This is a genomic window from Fischerella sp. JS2, assembly GCF_032393985.1.
Taxonomy (GTDB): domain Bacteria; phylum Cyanobacteriota; class Cyanobacteriia; order Cyanobacteriales; family Nostocaceae; genus Fischerella.
This window is the reverse complement of sequence record NZ_CP135918.1, coordinates 6,719,459-6,736,280: the sequence shown is the minus strand read 5'-3', so window position 1 is coordinate 6,736,280 and position 16,822 is coordinate 6,719,459. Positions and strand designations below refer to the sequence as shown.

The following is a 16,822-nucleotide window of genomic DNA, read 5'->3' as shown; positions in this document are numbered from 1 at the left end:
CCAAAATGGTATAACCAACAATGTCTGAGCAAACAGTTACTCTCAATGCCACAACTTATCAATTCATGATTCAGGAGTTGGCAACCTTACGCCAGCAAGTAGCTGAGTTAGAAGCAAAATTAGCGGTACAGTCCCGGAAAGAATCAAATACCCTCCAAGAAGCAGAAAATTTTTTTAGGCTGTCCTTAGATATGCTATGTATTGCTGGAGTCGATGGCTATTTCAAGCACCTCAATCCAGCCTGGGAAGAAACTCTCGGATTTACGCCTGAAGAACTTTACGCCCAGCCCTTCATCGAGTTTGTCCATCCAGACGATCAAGAAGCAACGATTGCGGCAGCTCAGCAATTACATCATAAAAATGTAATTAACTTTGAGAATCGTTATCGCTGCAAGGACGGTTCCTACAAATGGCTAACATGGAAATCTGTACTCTGGGGTGAAAACCAGATGATTTATGCAGCGACCCGCGACATCACAGAATATAAGCAATCCCAAGCAGCCTTGCGTCAGAGTGAACAAGAACGTCTACGCTCCCAACAAATCTTGAAACACAGCGAAGAACGGTACCGTTCTCTAGTATCTGCCATCTCACAAATTGTCTGGGTGACAACGCCACAAGGAATATGTTTTGAACTATCAGATTGGATAGCTTACACAGGACAAAGTTTAGCTCAAGCAGAGAATGGAGGTTGGATTGATGCCGTTCATCCTGATGATCGCGCCCGCACCGCAGAAGTCTGGGGTGCTGCTGTGGCTAACCGCAGTCTTTATCAAATTGAATACCGAATTCGTTCCAAGGATGGAACTTATCGCTACTTTTGGGTATGCGGCGCCCCAGTGTTGGAAGAAGACGGCAGCGTCCGGGAATGGATTGGCACTTGCACTGATATTCATGATCGCAAGCTGGCAGAAGCGGAAAATCAGCGTCTGAAAGAACGATATCGCTCTTTAGTGACTGCCACTTCCCAGATCGTCTGGGGAGCTACGCCCGAAGGACTAGGGATCAGCAGTGAAATGCTGACTTGGATAGCCTACACAGGTCAGACTGAAGAGGAAGTCGCTGGTTGGGGCTGGCTGGATGCAGTTCACCCAGATGATCATCCCCATTCCTTAGAAGCCTGGAATGCAGCTGTGGCGAACCGAGCTATCTATCAAACCGAGTATCGACTGCGTGGCAAGGACGGCATTTACCGCTACTTCTCAGTTTGTGGCGCTCCGGTGTTGGAAGAAGACGGCAGCATTCGCGAGTGGGTTGGTACTTGCACAGATATTCACGATCGCAAGCTGGCAGAAGCCAAAAATCAACGTCTATTGGAGATGTTAAATCATTCCAGCGATGCCATCATTGTTAGGGACATGACGAACAAAATCTCCTACTGGAATCAGGGTGCAGAAAGTCTCTACGGCTGGACTCGTGAGGAAGTCAAAGATAAATACGCTCACACATTTCTCAAAGCCACCCTTCCAAAACCTCTAGAAGAAGTACTAACAGAATTTTTACAGCAGGGCAGTTGGGAGGGAGAAGTACAACACACCACCCGTGATGGCAGACAAATCATGCTTCAGAGTCGCTGGACGTTGCAACGGGACACCTGGGGTCAACCTTGTGCTGTGTTGGAAATCAATACCGATATTACTCTTCGCAAGCAAGCAGAAATTGCCTTACGACAAATCAATCAAGAACTAGAAGCTAGAGTAGCAGAGCGGACGGCTGCCCTCAAAAATACACTAGCAGAAGCACAAGGTTTAAATGCCATTTTGGATAACTTAGCAGATGGATTGTTGGTGGTAAACATCGCAGGAGAAATTACCCACTTCAATCCTGCTTTTATGGGGATGTATGCCTTGAGTGAAACCCAATTGAACTGTCAAAACTACCGAGAACTACCAATGTCCGGTTTAGTAGATTTGATTGATCAAACCAAGTCTCATCCCCAAGAAGTGTTTGCTGCTGAAGTTGCACTAGCTAAAGAACGCATTGGTCAGGTAGTGGCAACTGCTATCTTCAAAAGAGGAACCGCAAACGAACCAGCTACTTGCTTTGGCTGCGCACTTCTAATCAGAGATGTAACGGTAGAAAAGGAAATCGACAAGATGAAAACTGACTTCATCTCAACGGTTTCTCATGAACTGCGGACACCATTGACCTCTATCCTGGGATTTGCTTCCATTATTCAAGAAAAGTTGGAAACCGACGTTTTTCCAATTCTTTGTGCCGAAGACCGCAAGCTTCAGAAAACGATCAAGCGAGTGGGTGATAATCTCACCATTATTGTTTCGGAAGCAGAACGGCTCACGTCCCTGATTAACGATGTCCTAGACATCGCCAAAATGGAAGCAGGTAAAGTGGAATGGCAGATGCAACCGCTTGATCCCAGTGAGTTAGTAGATTGGGCAACTAATTCCACCGCAGCTTTGTTTGAAACCAATGGCTTAGAGCTAATTACAGAGATTGAACCCGAACTGCCACAGGTAGTGGGCGATCGCAATCGTCTGCTGCAAGTCGTGATCAATCTGATTTCTAACGCGGTGAAATTCACCAACTCCGGTTGTGTCACCTGCCGTGTCAAACAACAGGACAATGGCGTTTGCATCAGCGTCATCGATACCGGCATTGGTATTGCACTCGAAGATCAACCGAAAGTGTTTGAAAAATTCCGACAAGTTGGTGACACTCTTACCGACAAACCCAAAGGCACAGGGTTGGGACTGCCAATTTGTAAACAAATCGTGGAACATCACGGCGGTAGAATCTGGGTTGAAAGCGAACCAGGCAAAGGCAGCACATTTTCGTTCCTAATTCCTATCTATGAAAGTGGCAACGAAAACAGCAGCAAGCTCAATTTAGATGTGCTTGTTAAACAACTCAAAGAACATGTGATTACAACAAAAATTGCCCTAAATGAAAATCGCAAAACTATTTTAGTTGTAGATGATGATGCTAATATCCGGGAACTACTGCGTCAACACCTGGAAACTGAAGGCTACAACGTCCGAGAAGCTAAAGACGGTATGGATGCGATTCAGCAGATAAAAACAACCCATCCTGATTTGATTCTCCTCGACGTGATGATGCCTCAAATTAACGGCTTTGACGTAGCCGCTGTCCTCAAAAACGATCCTCAAACCGCCGATATTCCTATTATTATTCTGTCCATTGTCGAAGATAAAGAACGGGGCTATCACATCGGCATTGATCGCTATCTCACCAAACCTATCCACACAGAGAAACTTATCAATGAAATTGGCTCACTGCTTTCTCAGGGTACTTCTAGTAAAAAGGTGTTGGTTGTCGATAAAAATGCATCAACCCTAAAAATTCTTTCGGATGTACTACAAACTCAGGGATACAACGTCATTGAAGCCTCTAATCCGCAAGAATGTATCCATAAAGCCCTGTCAGCTAAACCAGACATGATCATAATTGATTCTATCCTCTCTCAAGAAGCAGACCTGGTGAAAACCTTAAGGTTTGAAAAAGAGTTGGAAAATGTATTCTTCATTATGCTATCCGAGCGCTAAATGCTTGCAGCCCTATGACGACCCAGAAAATTCTCATTGTTGATGATGAGCCCAACATTCTAATCTTGTTGGAACAAGCCCCAGAAGCACTAGAAGATGAGGGAGTTGAACTAATAACTGCCAGAAATGGAGAAGAAGCCCTCGAAATAATCAAAACCGAAAAACCAAACCTGGTTTTTCTCGATGTGATGATGCCCAAGATGAGTGGTTTGGAGGTTTGCCACGCTGTTAAACATGAACTGCAAATGATTGACATCTACATTGTGATGTTAACAGCAAAGGGACAGGAATTTGATAAACAAAAAGGAATTGATGTTGGTGCTGATCTATATTTAACAAAACCATTTCGCCCTAAAGAAGTACTTGAAAAATCAATGCAGGTGTTGGGCTTTTAAGACCATAGCACTCTGTTTATGCTAATTAGGAAAACACATCACTAGTGGTCTATCGCAAAAGTTTTGATAGGTCAACTTATTTTCTCTTTCTTTGTGTACTTTGCGCTCTTTGTGGTTCGTGATTTTATACCAGTTGGAAAAAAGAATGCAACACATGAATAATTATGAAAACCCCTCCCCAACCCTAAGCGATCTCGCTTGCTTGGAGTGCCGTTAGGCGGATGGGGTTATCTGCCCTTAAATATTTTTTGAATTCTTCTCAAAATTAATGCCATAAACCAGTAGTATTATTACTTATAGAAGATTCCTGATTGTATGAAATCGAGGTATTTTTTTTAACGGACACCAAGCACATTAGACTATGCCTCAGAATTTGAACAGACGCACATTCATCATGGCATCTCTAGCCACAGGTTTTGCTGTGGCAACTCATCCTGTTACTGCTCAAACAATTAAAACAAGTTCTACAGGGTTAGTTGCAGGTGAAGTAAAAATTCCTGTTGCTGATGGTACTATTCCCGCTTATCGAGCCATGCCTGCTTCTGGTACTAGCTTTCCGGTTGTGCTAGTAGTGCAAGAGATTTTTGGTGTTCACGAATATATTCAGGATATTTGCCGTCGCTTTGCCAAATTGGGATATTTAGCGATCGCTCCGGAATTATATGCCCGTCAGGGAGATGTTTCAAAACTCACTAATATTCAAGAAATTATCAGTAAGGTAGTGTCAAAAGTCCCTGATGCTCAAGTATTATCCGATCTGGACGCAACTGTTGCTTGGGCAGCAAAATCAAAAGGTGATGTGAATCGACTTGGTATTACAGGTTTTTGCTGGGGTGGACGCATTGTTTGGCTGTATGCAGCGCATAATCCCAACCTCAAAGCCGGAGTTGCCTGGTACGGACGTTTGGTGGGTGACTCTACACCGCTTCAGCCTCAGTATCCGATTGATGTTGCAGCCTCACTAAAAGCCCCAGTCCTTGGGTTGTATGGAGGTAAAGACGAAGGTATACCCCTGAGTACGGTTGACAAAATGCGGCAAGCTTTAAAAACAGCTAAGCAACCATCTGAAATCATTGTTTACCCAAATGCTGGCCACGGCTTTCATGCTGACTACCGTCCTAGCTACCAGAAACAAGCGGCTGTTGATGGATGGAAGCGTCTTTTGGCTTGGTTTAAGCAACATGGGGTTGGTAATGGGTAATGGATTGAGCAGTCTCCACGAGAAAATCCATGTAAAATTACACCCAATTGGAAGTATCTTTTGACACTAAATGATTTCTTGATGATTTCAGCGATCGCGTATAGTTCAGAAAAGGCAGCAGGCAGTCCCGATGAAACAAGTTTCGCTTATGTACTCCCACACACTGCTAAAGCCGGATGGTCGGCAACTGACCTTATACAGTCGTTACCCGATTCCAGAAAACATCACTGCTACCAGTCCCAGCAATGAACCTGTACAGGCAAATCCGCATTTGCGCTGGCATCCCTTACGTGGTGAATGGGTAGCTTATGCTTCTCACCGTCAAGGCCGGACTTTTATGCCGCCCCCAGAGTATAATCCGCTCGCACCTACTAGTAACACTAAGTTCCCAACAGAACTGCCCCAAGGTAAGTATGATGTGGCGGTATTTTGTAACCGCTTTCCCTCGATGAGCTTAGCTGCACACAATCCACCTACTAGCATCGTGGAAACCTTACCTGCTAATGGGGACTGCGAGGTAGTGGTTTTTACCCAAAACCCCCACGCCTCCCTCAGTTCTCTGGAGTTGGATCACCTCGATTTGCTGTTGCAAGTTTGGGGCGATCGCACTAGTGTCCTGGGGACAAATCCTCATATTCAGTACGTACTGCCATTTGAAAATAAGGGAGTAGAAGTAGGTGTAACTTTACATCATCCCCACGGGCAAATTTACGCCTATCCTTTTATTCCACCAGTTCCAGCACGGATGTTGGAGCAACAACGGCGATTTTACCAAGAAAATCAGCGCTCTTTGCTGGAGGATTTGATTCAACAGGAAATTACCGAAAACAAACGGATTATTTATCAAGATGAGTACGCTGTAGCCTTCGTCCCGGTATGCGCTCGTTACCCTTATGAAGTATGGATTACTCCTATTCAAGCAGTCCCTAGCTTTGATCAGCTAACTCCAGAACAACGCTGGGGACTTGCCAGGGCGTTAAAAACTGTGACTCTTAAGTATGACGGTTTGTGGAATCGCCCGTTTCCTTATCTGATGGCTTGGTTTGCTGCGCCAACAGATGGTGAAGCTCATCCGGAGACCCATTTACATGCTGAATTTTATCCTCCCTATCGAACAAGCAACAAACTTAAGTATCTGGCGGGAACGGAACTTGCTGCCGGAATGTTTGTTAATGATGCTTTACCAGAAGAGAAGGCGAAGGAGTTGCAGGCGGTAGCTGTAAATATCGAGTTTCAAGCTTTGTTAGAGATTTAATACCAATTTGGAAAAAGAATGCAACACACCAATAGTATCAGACCCCTCCTCAACCCTAAGTAATCTCGCTTAGGGTGCTGTTAGGCGGGTGGGATTATCTGCCCCCGGACAAACTGCGGGAGTTGACCAAGAACTCACAGGTGTAGTATTTGCTGCTACCAATACCACCTCCCCAGATTTATCAACTACCCAACCAGTAGCCTCAACAATTTGATTAGAAATTGGCGACTTGGGTAATGACTCTCTCCTTCTTTCCACCTGCCGATGGTCGAGCCTTACCCAAGGCAGTGGTACTGTATTCTGAGTACGGAGCGCTTCATTTGGTAAATATGGCAAGCCGCCACGCCCCGTGATGATAAATTTATTGCCTTGATCAGCCGAACAAGCTTGTGCTATTTGTTGAGTGCGATCGATAGGAATATTTGATAGTTCCACTAAGCCGGAACTGGGATCAACATCTGGAATGTTGATTTGGACATTGCCATTTAACTGGGAATTTGCCCCAGTGGCGGTGATATCACTTAAAGGTGTGGGTTTTAACTGAAACTGCGTGCCAAAGATAGCTTGAGCATTGATGGTGACATTACCCCCCCGGAAGTCCTGAGAGTTGGCAGTAATATCACTATTTTCTTGGGGAACTGCAACTAAATTGTCTGTATCAATATTAATATTGCCACCAGTAACATTGTTTCCAGTAGCATTGGTGGTAATGCCACTGCCACGACGTAAGATTAAAGTCCCAGAGTGTAGGTTGATATTTCCCTGTCCGCCTGTAGTATTAGCAGTGAGTTTGCCTTGATTGTCTAGCAGCAAGTTATCAGTTGTAATATCAAGGTTGCCCGCTCTGCCTGAGCCTTGGCTATTGGCATTAATTTCTGCCCCGTTTTGGACAGTCAACTTCCCTGTGTTAATTCTCAAGTCGCCCGCACTACCAGGCCCTTCACTTCTAGCTAGTAGGGTGCTGGGAACAGTTTGATTGTTCCGACCAATGGCAGAACCTGTCACTGTTACAAAATCCGAGGCATTGATATCTAATGTTCCTGCCTGACCTCGACTACCGTTAACAGCAGCGACTGAAATACTAGCACCGTCTTTGATGACTAAACCCTGGGTGTTGATGATTATGTCCCCGCCTTTGCCTGTGGGTGTGACAAATCCGAATTTTATGGTCTGGGCAAGTAAACCACTAGGGAAATTGATATTTTCTATTACTATTTGACCATTTGTGTCAAATCTGGCACGGGGTAGCACTATTAAACCATTGGCTTCCACGGATTCAAAAGCATTTACTATCAAAGTCCCCCCATTACCAGCACCAAGGGTAGAGGTTAATATCTGTCCACCATCACGGAGAATCAAGTTCTTAGTGGAAATCTGCACCGTTCCCGCATCCCCAGCATCTTTGTCAGTACTGAGACTGCGAACACTGAGGCTAGAAAAATCTCTGCCTCCCAATACCTGCAAAGATTCAGAGGCATTTACAGTTAAATTTCCTCCTGGACCAGAACCGTTAGTAGACGTTTCTATAATTCCACCATCACGAAGAATCAAGCGCTTTGTTGCAATGTTAATGTCACTTGCTGCTCCAGTTGCTTTAGTAACAGTACTTAACTGGCTAGCAGAATCCTGGCTGGAACCACTTACCTCTACAGATTCAGAGGCTGTGATCGTTAGAGGTTGACCTGGTTTATCTCCAGTGGTAACTCCCCCCACTATTGAATTGCTAGTGATTGCAATATTTCTACCACGCAATTGCATAGCACCGTTGCCTTCACCTGTTGTATCAATGAAAGCCGCTTGGGATATTTGCATATCTTGGAAGTGTTGCACGCCATCATATCCTAAAGCCCAACCTTCAACTATTGGAGTCAGGTTGACAAAACTGTTAGGGGCGACACTTCCTAGCTCAATTCGTCCTGCGGGTGCAAACAGCCTGCTACCCTTAACTGATACATCACCACCCAACATTGCTAAAGTTTGACCAGGCAGAACTTGTAAATTAGATCCTTCTATTTGGATTGATTGAGCAGTTTGGCCAAACTGTAAACCGATGGGGAGATTGACTGTTAGTAACGGTGCTGTCTGGGGATTAGTAGCACTGAATTGAGTGCCATCAGCAAAGTTGATACTATGGGCTGTACTGGCGAAAAAAGAGCCGTTGATGTTTAACGAGGCATTTGGGCCAAAGACAATACCATTGGGATTAATGAGAAAAAGGTTGGCAGAACCGTTGGTTTTAATTAGTCCATCAATGTTTGAGATTGAGCCTCCCGTCACGCGGTTAATGATGTTCTTAACATCCAAGTCATTGGCAAAAGAGGCTGAACCACCTGTAGGAACAGAAAATTCTCTAAAGCTATGAAAAAGGTTACTGCCAACTTTGTTGCCGTTAATAATTGTAAAGTCTAAGTTATCGGTGGTTGTAACCTGGGTTGATAAAGTTCCATCAGAAGTAACTTGTGCCTGAATCAAATCGGTTTTAACCAGAAAGCATAGGGAAACTAAACTAGCTATGCAAAAATGGTGATTCCGCTTTTTCATAAACAATTATGAATGAGGAATGATTTGATTCAGCATATACAAATTATTTGTTGATAGTCAGTAAGCAGAAACATTGTGAAAATGTTACTTATATGCTTCTAGTTGAAAGATTATATATTAAAGATTACTGTAGGGTGTGTTAAGCGCATATTTTCGAGATGATTTGTTATGAAAACATGACATTTTAGCGCTTAACGCACCGTTAGACAAAGCGGCGCGTTAGGCTAAAGCCGTAACGCACCCTACATTTAGATAATAGCTTTTGCGAAGAGTGCGATCGCTGTCATGATTGCGTAAATTAGTGAAATGAAAAAGCATTTAAGCCAAATGAGAAAGCAATCAGGCATTTTGAGAAAACAATTTGTCATTTTGCTTATTAAATTTGACTTGATCTATTTTCTCGATGCAGTAACTAGTACTTGACCACATAAGTTCTTTAGGGTTGCGACGGGCCAGATCCCCGACTTTTTTAAAAAGTCAGGGATCTCCCAGTTCATATTAATGTGGTGGACTACTAGTGAGGCGATCGCCTCTTTTCATGATCGCCAAGCATAATAACTTTTTGTCCCAGCAAACTCATCAAAGCGTGGTGCGATCGCTTGACTTTTAAGAAAGTCCCTACTTAAGGAAGGATAAAGGGAAAGCGATGACAAGATAGATTCTGCGTTTCATCATGCATCTCCTTGTTTTATACGCTTTCTAACTTTATCACTAATTCATGTCAGCCTCCACATGGTATGCACATGTCTCCCCGCATATATCCTGAAAATCCACCTGGACACGGAACCATGCATCCATCTAATTTCATCGGATTCAATTCCCCTTTGTCTAAAAAGTCACTAGCCTTTGGCTGTGCTACAGCTGCATCAGCTTCATTCTTTTCTACTGGCGTGACTTTAACTACTTCTGATTTAGTTAGTTCTGATGTAGTCACTGAAGTTTGACCTTTAACCTCATCAGCCATTGCAACAGGGCTAAACATCATCAAGAATGAGAGTACAAAAGCGATGATTAAAGAAATTTGGCGTTTCATAATTCTGTGTTTTGTTTAGATACATATACTTGCGGGTTGCCCCTGAAAATAACACCATGAGCAATTTATAAATTTCCGGAAAAGTTTGAAAAATACTTTTACAGTTATCAGTTATCAGTTATCGAAGCAGTTTACTTGCGGGCGAGTCTATTGTTGAGTCTGATAGTATTTATCGAACTCACGTTGAATTTAACTCCTCCTACACCCCTACACTCATTTTCAAGACAGATATTCACGTGCAATTATGCCTACAACGAGGGCATGAAAATTTAACTCCTCCTACACCCCTACACCCTTACACCCCCACACCCATTTTCAAGGCAGATATTCAGTTAAACCTTCTGCCCTCTGCCCTATAAACCCTTCCTTTCCAAGCACCGCCTCGTCCTTGCCAATAACGTAATGCAGAGTCGAGAGTCATCAAAGTATAGAGAAAGGCGATGATTGGCAAACAGAAAGCTAACCACAAAGGACATTGATAAAAGCGAATCATCGGGAAGTAAGCCAAACTCATTAGCAACCATGCTGATAAACCTGTGAGTGCGACTAACCAATTTCCTGTCAAAGCACCGACGATCAAACCCAGTGGTGGAACTATATAAACCAAAATCATCCCAACCAGGGTTCCAATTAATAGCAACGGCGAGTAGTTCATTTGAGTAAAAGCAGTCCTCGCAACCATGCCCCAAATTGGAGACAGGGAGGGATAGGGACGGAGGCTGTGAGTTGAAGAACTGAGTCCTAGCCAGATTTTGGGGGAGTGGGGGGATGGCAGAGAAGAGGATTTAACTGATTTGATAGCATGAGCAAGGGCACAATCGTCAATTAATGCTTGCCGAATCACTTGCAAACCACCGATGCGCTGGAGTGCTGCTGTGCGAATTAGGATACAACCTCCCGCAGCTGCTGCTGTTGATTTTTGGGGATCATTTACCCAGCGAAAGGGGTAGAGTTTTTGAAAGAAAAACACAAAAGCTGGAATTAAAAGTTTTTCCCAAATGTTTTCACATCTAAGTCGTACCATGAGGGAAGCAAGATCTAAATTTTCCTGTTCTGCCTTGGCAACAAGTTGATATAGGTTTGTTGGATCATGTTCAATATCTGCATCGGTAAGCAGCAAGTAATCTGATTCGAGTGTTGCTGTAGCTTTGTTAATACCTTGTTCCATTGCCCAGAGTTTGCCACTCCAACCAGGAGGTAATGCTTGGGCAGTAATAACGTGCAATTGTTGGTCTTTATTTAAAGCTTGGGCAGTTTGTTGAGCAACTTTAGCAGTTCCGTCTGTGCTGTGATCATCTACCAAGAAGATGGTAAACAAACCTGGGTAGTTTTGGCGAAGGAGCGATCGCAATGTTTTTGGCAACAAATCTGCTTCATTACGTGCTGGAATTACTGCACAAACTGATGGTAATTTTTCTAAGTGAGTTTCTGTGACTTCTAATTGTTGGTCTGTCTGCCAAAATTGTCCCCACAGAGTTAGTAATCCTATCCAAATTAATAAAGATACAATTACTATAGCTAGTTCTATTTTTTCCATAAATTAAGATTATTTTTAAATAACGAACACTGATGCACAGCGATGTAGACGCCCCTAAGGGCGGCTTCCCGTAGGGTACACGGATAATTTATCGGTATGTATCTGGGATTATTTGTATTCTAAGAAAGTTCAATTTAGTTATCTCTCAGTTCTGAATAAAATTATGCGTGTCAAATTCAATTTTTCCATATTCAAGTTTAACAATTCTATCTGCTAGATGAAAATAGCGATCATCGTGGGTGATGACCAATATTGTTTTACCTGTATCCCTGAGTTTTGGCAGTAGTTCTTTGTAAAATATTTCCTTGAATGCTGGGTCTTGATCTGCTGCCCATTCATCAAATAAATAAATGGATCGATCTTCTAGGTATACAGTCAGTAATGCTAGTCTTTTACGTTGTCCTTGAGAAAGAGCAGTAGTAGAAAGTCTACCATTTTTAACTTTCACTTTATGCTCTAACTGTAAAAGTTTGAGGTACTCTTGGACTTTATGATATAGACTAGAATTTTCTAATCCTAAAAGTTCATCAAATAAATAAAAGTCAGAAAACACTACAGAAAAATGTTGACGATACCATTCTCGATTTTGTTCAGTAATTAAATCTTGATCTAGCCTAATTTCTCCCGCTTCTGGAATATAAAGTCCAGTAAGCAATTTAGCTAAAGTAGATTTACCGCTACCATTCCCCCCGACTATAAATACAATCTCTTGTGGATAAAGTGTCAGGTTGATAGGACCCAAAATAAAACTTTTGTCTTCTTCTGCTGTATGATAAGCGTGAATAATATCCTTGAGTTGTAAACGATGCCAAACAGTCTTAGCAGCAGGTGGAACTGTTGATACTTCAGCTCGATGAGTTAGAGATAGACCCAGTGATTCTATTTTTTGTAAGGCAATGCTAGCTTTACTCAAAAGCGGAAGTTTACTGATGATATTATTCATTGGCATCATCAAGTAAGTGAAGGTCAAGATATAGCTAGAAAGAGTTTGCGGATTGATGGCTAGCAAATTAGGCAGTGCAAAGATGACAAAACCCATCGTGAAAAAGAAGATGAGTTGACCCCAACTGGTGGTTATGGCAAAAAAGGTAAAACCATTAATGTTGTGACGACGGTATTTAGTAGCAGTTGATTGCAGTTTTTTGTCTAAAAAGACTTGACGTCGGTTATAGTGGAGCTTAAGTTCTTTGACACCTTCAGTAATAGTACGGAATTGGTCAAACAGTACATCTTGATCTTCACGAGCTAAGGTGAGTAATTTCTTACCTTTGTTCAAAAACCACTGACAGCTAGCAATTGCTACTACAGATAGTCCTGCAACCATAAGCAAGACTAACCAAGATAACCAAGTGATGTAAACAACACAGCCTAAGACGATCGCTAAATTAATAAATAAAAAAGGCATCTGATAAACCCCATCAGCAACTGCTTGAATATCTTCGGTAAGGGTTGCTAACAGGCGGGGATTTCCTAGTTGTTCTAAATGACTCAACTCGGAGGAGAGAATCTGACAACTCAAACGCATCCGTAGTTGCAAGACTGCATTTTGAGATAAGCGAATCAGCATCACTTGGGAAATAATGCTGGTGATCAGCGCAACTAATGCCAATCCTACAAAACCCCAAATTATAATTTTTAAGGAAGAACCGGGGTTATTAGTAGCAACATTGCTGATAAGGGCAATTAAAGCAGCACTGCTACCACCGCTGAGAAAGCCAGTTGTGATCGCGATCGCGATCATTTTCCAAGAAGAACGCAGCAGAAAAGAAATCAAATGCATGATACTTGTTTACAAACCACTTTAGTTGGTGCCCCTTGGGGAAATTTTATCTTTTACAGTAAAAACTTATAAAGTTATCACACCAGGTAGTTGCAATCACCACTAATTCTGCTAATAGATTAGTTAAATCAGTGAACAGTTATTAGGTTTATGGCGGGGGTCACACAAGCTGTTTTGCCAGTCATCTGATAACTGTACAGACGCGAGGAACATCGCGTCTCTAACTGATAACTGTTAACGGTTTTGTGGGGAGAAACGGAATGAGTGTGAATCTCAAGTCTTTGGCAGATCAAATTCCTGTGGTAAATTCGGAAACTGCTTCTATTAAAACAACTCCCTATCTACCGCTTAACCATCGGCGCATTCTCTGCATCTTTCCCAAGTACAGTCGCTCTTTTGGCACTTTTCATCATGCTTACCCGCTTATGGGGAGAAAAGTCCAAGCTTTTATGCCTCCACAAGGTATTTTACTAGTTGCTTCTTATTTACCCCAAAAGTGGGAAGTCCGGTTTATAGATGAAAACGTGCGAACAGCAACAAGGACAGATTACCAATGGGCTGATGCGGTAATTGTCAGTGGGATGCACATCCAGCGACCACAGATTAATGAAATTAATCGACTTGCCCATGCAGAAGGCAAAATTACTATTTTAGGTGGTCCTTCAGTCTCTGGTTGCCCAGAATATTATCCTGAGTTTGATATTTTGCATTTGGGTGAGTTGGGAGATGCAAGCGATCGCATAATCGAGTATTTAGATCACCACACAGAACCTCCCCAACAGCAAATTCGCTTTGAAACTAAAGAACGCTTACCCCTTAGTGAGTTTCCCATCCCAGCTTATCACTTGCTGGATCTCAATCAATATTTCCTCGCTAATATTCAGTTTTCCAGTGGTTGTCCCTATCGCTGTGAGTTTTGTGATATTCCCGAACTTTATGGACGCAACCCCCGCCTGAAAACACCAGAGCAAGTGATCGCCGAACTCAATACTATGCTCGAACGTGGTAATCCAGGAGCAGTCTATTTTGTAGATGATAACTTTGTAGGCGATCGTCGTGCCATCATGAATTTGCTGCCATACCTAATTGACTGGCAAAAGCACAATGGCTATCCCATCCAGTTTGCTTGTGAAGCCACATTGAATTTAGCTCAAAGTCCCAAACTTTTGGAAATGATGCGCGAAGCCTATTTTTGTACAGTCTTCTGTGGCATTGAAACCCCAGAACCAGAAGCCCTCCACGCTATTTCTAAAACTCACAATCTAAGTATGCCAATTTTGGAAGCAGTAAAAGTTTTAAATAGCTATGGTATGGAAGTTGTATCAGGAATCATCATTGGCTTTGATACAGACACACCAGAAACCGCAGACCGAATTCTCGAATTTATTCGTCTGTCTCAAATTCCTATGTTGACAATTAACCTATTACATGCATTACCAAAAACTCCTTTGTGGCGTAGGCTAGAACAAGAAGGGCGACTAGTATTTGAGGAAAATCGTGAGTCGAATATCAAGTTTTTAATGCCCTATGAACAGGTAGTAGAAATGTGGCGTCGCTGTATTACAACAGCCTATGAACCAGAATTTTTATATCAGCGATTTGCCCACAATGTAGAACACACTTACCCTAATCGCATCAAAGTTCCCAATAGCCCCGCTCGCACTTCAGGAGCTAATCTCCGTAAAGGTTTAACTTATATGGTAAATATTTTGCTCCGGGTAGGGTTATTTGGTAACTATCGTCAGACATTTTGGAAAATGGCACTACCGCAATTAAAAGCAGGTAATATTGAGAACTTGATTCACGTCGGACTTGTGGGTCATCATCTCATTAAATTTGCTCAAGAATGCGCCAAAAATGAAGAATCGGCTTCGTTTTATTCCCAAAAGATACGTAATGCAGTTCATACCTAAATATAACGACTCGACTAGATAAGTTTTGACTCTTTGCGAAGGGTTAGATCCCTGACTTTTTAAAAAAGTTGGGATCTGGCCAACCTATCAAAATCAATTTGGTGAACTACTACTGGTCTGTTTCATTAGTTCTGAAAGGTAAAAAACGAACCGCAAAGACGCCAAGTACGCCAAGAGAAGAGGACGAAAGGGTAATTCATTAAATTATATAACCCATCTCAATTAATGAAACAGACCACTACTCTAATTCATTAGATCAAGCACGGCTTGTTTTTTATAATAAAAAAAGAGCGTTGCATATTTGTGGGATGATTTTATTTTATATTTTTAGACAAAATTAATTCTTAGCGTCCTTGGCATCTTGGCGGTTCATTCCTCATCTCCATTTTATGCAACGCCAAAAAAAGGGTACTAATTCCATCGTCTGTGCAAAATTTTGATTGGGGAATGCTCGATTGTGATCACCAATTCATCTAGGCACAAACATGTAGATAAATAAACACAACTAAATAAAAAATTAAACTATGGGACAGACAAGAGTATTTCAACCTCAAGAAAGATTACCAAGTTTTTCTATTGTCCTAGAAACAGAAAATTTGGCTAATGCTGACATCAACAAACTATCTGAGTCTCTAAATTCATTAGTAAATCAAGACCTCTCACCTACTCAAGCTAATGAAGTGTTATTAATAGATAGCGGTGATGTTCCTCCCCAGAAGCTAGAACAGCTACGTCAAAAATATTCCTGGATTAAAGTTTATCAAGCACCATCAGGGAGTGGATATTACCAAGCAAAAATGCTGGGAGCTAATCTAGTCACAGGGGAGATAGTAGTCTATTGTGACTCTGACTGCATCTATGAAACTAACTGGTTAAGAAATCTCCTCATCCCTTTCACTCAAAGCGATGAGATCCAAATTGTTGCTGGAGAAACAACAACACAAGCTAGGGGAATCTACGGCACAGCTATGGCTTTGACTTATATTTTTCCCCAATATTCAAAGCAGAAAACTCTCAAACGAACTTCCCAATACTTTCTCAATAATGTCGCTTTTCGCCGCGAATTTCTCCTACAATACCCCATTCCCACCGAACTAGTTCTTTACCGAGGTAACTGTGTAATTCATGCTCACACATTACGTTCCTTGGGCTATACAATTTGGAGACAACCACAAGCCAGAGCAACCCACGCCCCACCATCAGGGCTATCTCACTTTTTCTGGCGTTTCTTATTGATTGGTCACGATTATTACTGGCAAAACCGTTTGCTAGCCAAATCTCAACAGAAATACCGTGACTCTATGGCCCGCTTGCAAGGTAAGTTACGGATTTTATCTGAAAGGATAAGTAAAATGTTTACTCATCAACCAAGTCACATACTTTACTTTCCTTTGGCAATTCCCATTGTTATTACTTCAGTAGTTTTAGTTTTTATAGGTTATGTAATTACCTTATTTCAACCTCATTACTTGCTCAAAGTTTACAATCAAATTTTGGGTGAATTTGAAGCAGCATAATATCTAATCATTAATAGTCATGAATCATCAAAAATTAGTCACAAATGGATAATCCATCTGTATCCATCTGTGTGCATCTGTGTTTATCGGTGGTCGATTTCTAAAACATAACTTTAGCCACCATCT

At 42.2% G+C, this 16,822-nt stretch carries 10 protein-coding genes; 6 read left to right on the top strand and 4 right to left on the bottom strand.

Annotated elements, in window-relative coordinates; genetic code table 11:
• Positions 1–20 precede the first annotated feature (20 nt).
• The 4 genes from RS893_RS28890 (at position 21) to galT (ending at position 6,375) form a co-directional block, all read left to right on the top strand.
• Positions 21–3,524: a PAS domain S-box protein gene (locus RS893_RS28890; protein WP_315788997.1), complete on the top strand. Its 3,504-nt coding sequence runs from the start codon at positions 21–23 to the stop codon at positions 3,522–3,524.
• 14 nt (positions 3,525–3,538) lie between these two features.
• Positions 3,539–3,919 (top strand): response regulator, encoded by a 381-nt coding sequence (locus RS893_RS28885; protein ID WP_315788996.1) that lies wholly within the window; start codon positions 3,539–3,541, stop codon positions 3,917–3,919.
• A gap of 361 nt (positions 3,920–4,280) precedes the next feature.
• Positions 4,281–5,120 carry a dienelactone hydrolase family protein gene (locus RS893_RS28880; protein WP_315788995.1) on the top strand — a complete coding sequence of 280 codons (840 nt, stop codon included), beginning with the start codon at positions 4,281–4,283 and terminating at the stop codon, positions 5,118–5,120.
• 148 nt (positions 5,121–5,268) lie between these two features.
• A complete protein-coding gene (gene galT, locus RS893_RS28875; RefSeq protein ID WP_315792133.1) occupies positions 5,269–6,375 on the top strand; it encodes a galactose-1-phosphate uridylyltransferase in 1,107 nt (368 codons plus the stop codon).
• Positions 6,376–6,444: 69 nt separating this feature from the next.
• Here galT and RS893_RS28870 read toward each other — a convergent pair whose 3' ends face one another.
• The 4 genes from RS893_RS28870 to RS893_RS28855 all read right to left on the bottom strand — a co-directional run bounded on the left by RS893_RS28870 (position 6,445) and on the right by RS893_RS28855 (position 13,266).
• Positions 6,445–8,916, bottom strand: coding sequence for a filamentous hemagglutinin N-terminal domain-containing protein (locus RS893_RS28870; protein ID WP_315788994.1), 2,472 nt, complete (start codon positions 8,914–8,916; stop codon positions 6,445–6,447).
• Positions 8,917–9,637: 721 nt separating this feature from the next.
• Positions 9,638–9,949, bottom strand: coding sequence for a hypothetical protein (locus tag RS893_RS28865; RefSeq protein WP_315788993.1), 312 nt, complete (start codon positions 9,947–9,949; stop codon positions 9,638–9,640).
• 328 nt (positions 9,950–10,277) lie between these two features.
• Positions 10,278–11,486: a glycosyltransferase gene (locus RS893_RS28860; protein ID WP_315788992.1), complete on the bottom strand. Its 1,209-nt coding sequence runs from the start codon at positions 11,484–11,486 to the stop codon at positions 10,278–10,280.
• Positions 11,487–11,631: 145 nt separating this feature from the next.
• A complete protein-coding gene (locus RS893_RS28855; protein ID WP_315788991.1) occupies positions 11,632–13,266 on the bottom strand; it encodes a cyclic peptide export ABC transporter in 1,635 nt (544 codons plus the stop codon).
• A 260-nt stretch (positions 13,267–13,526) separates the two neighbouring features.
• Between RS893_RS28855 and RS893_RS28850 the strand changes: the two genes are divergently transcribed.
• Positions 13,527–15,179, top strand: a complete 1,653-nt coding sequence (locus RS893_RS28850) for a B12-binding domain-containing radical SAM protein (protein ID WP_315788990.1) — start codon at positions 13,527–13,529, stop codon at positions 15,177–15,179.
• 524 nt (positions 15,180–15,703) lie between these two features.
• On the top strand, positions 15,704–16,696 hold the full coding sequence (locus tag RS893_RS28845) for a glycosyltransferase (RefSeq protein WP_315788989.1): 993 nt from the start codon (positions 15,704–15,706) through the stop codon (positions 16,694–16,696).
• Positions 16,697–16,822 lie beyond the last annotated feature (126 nt).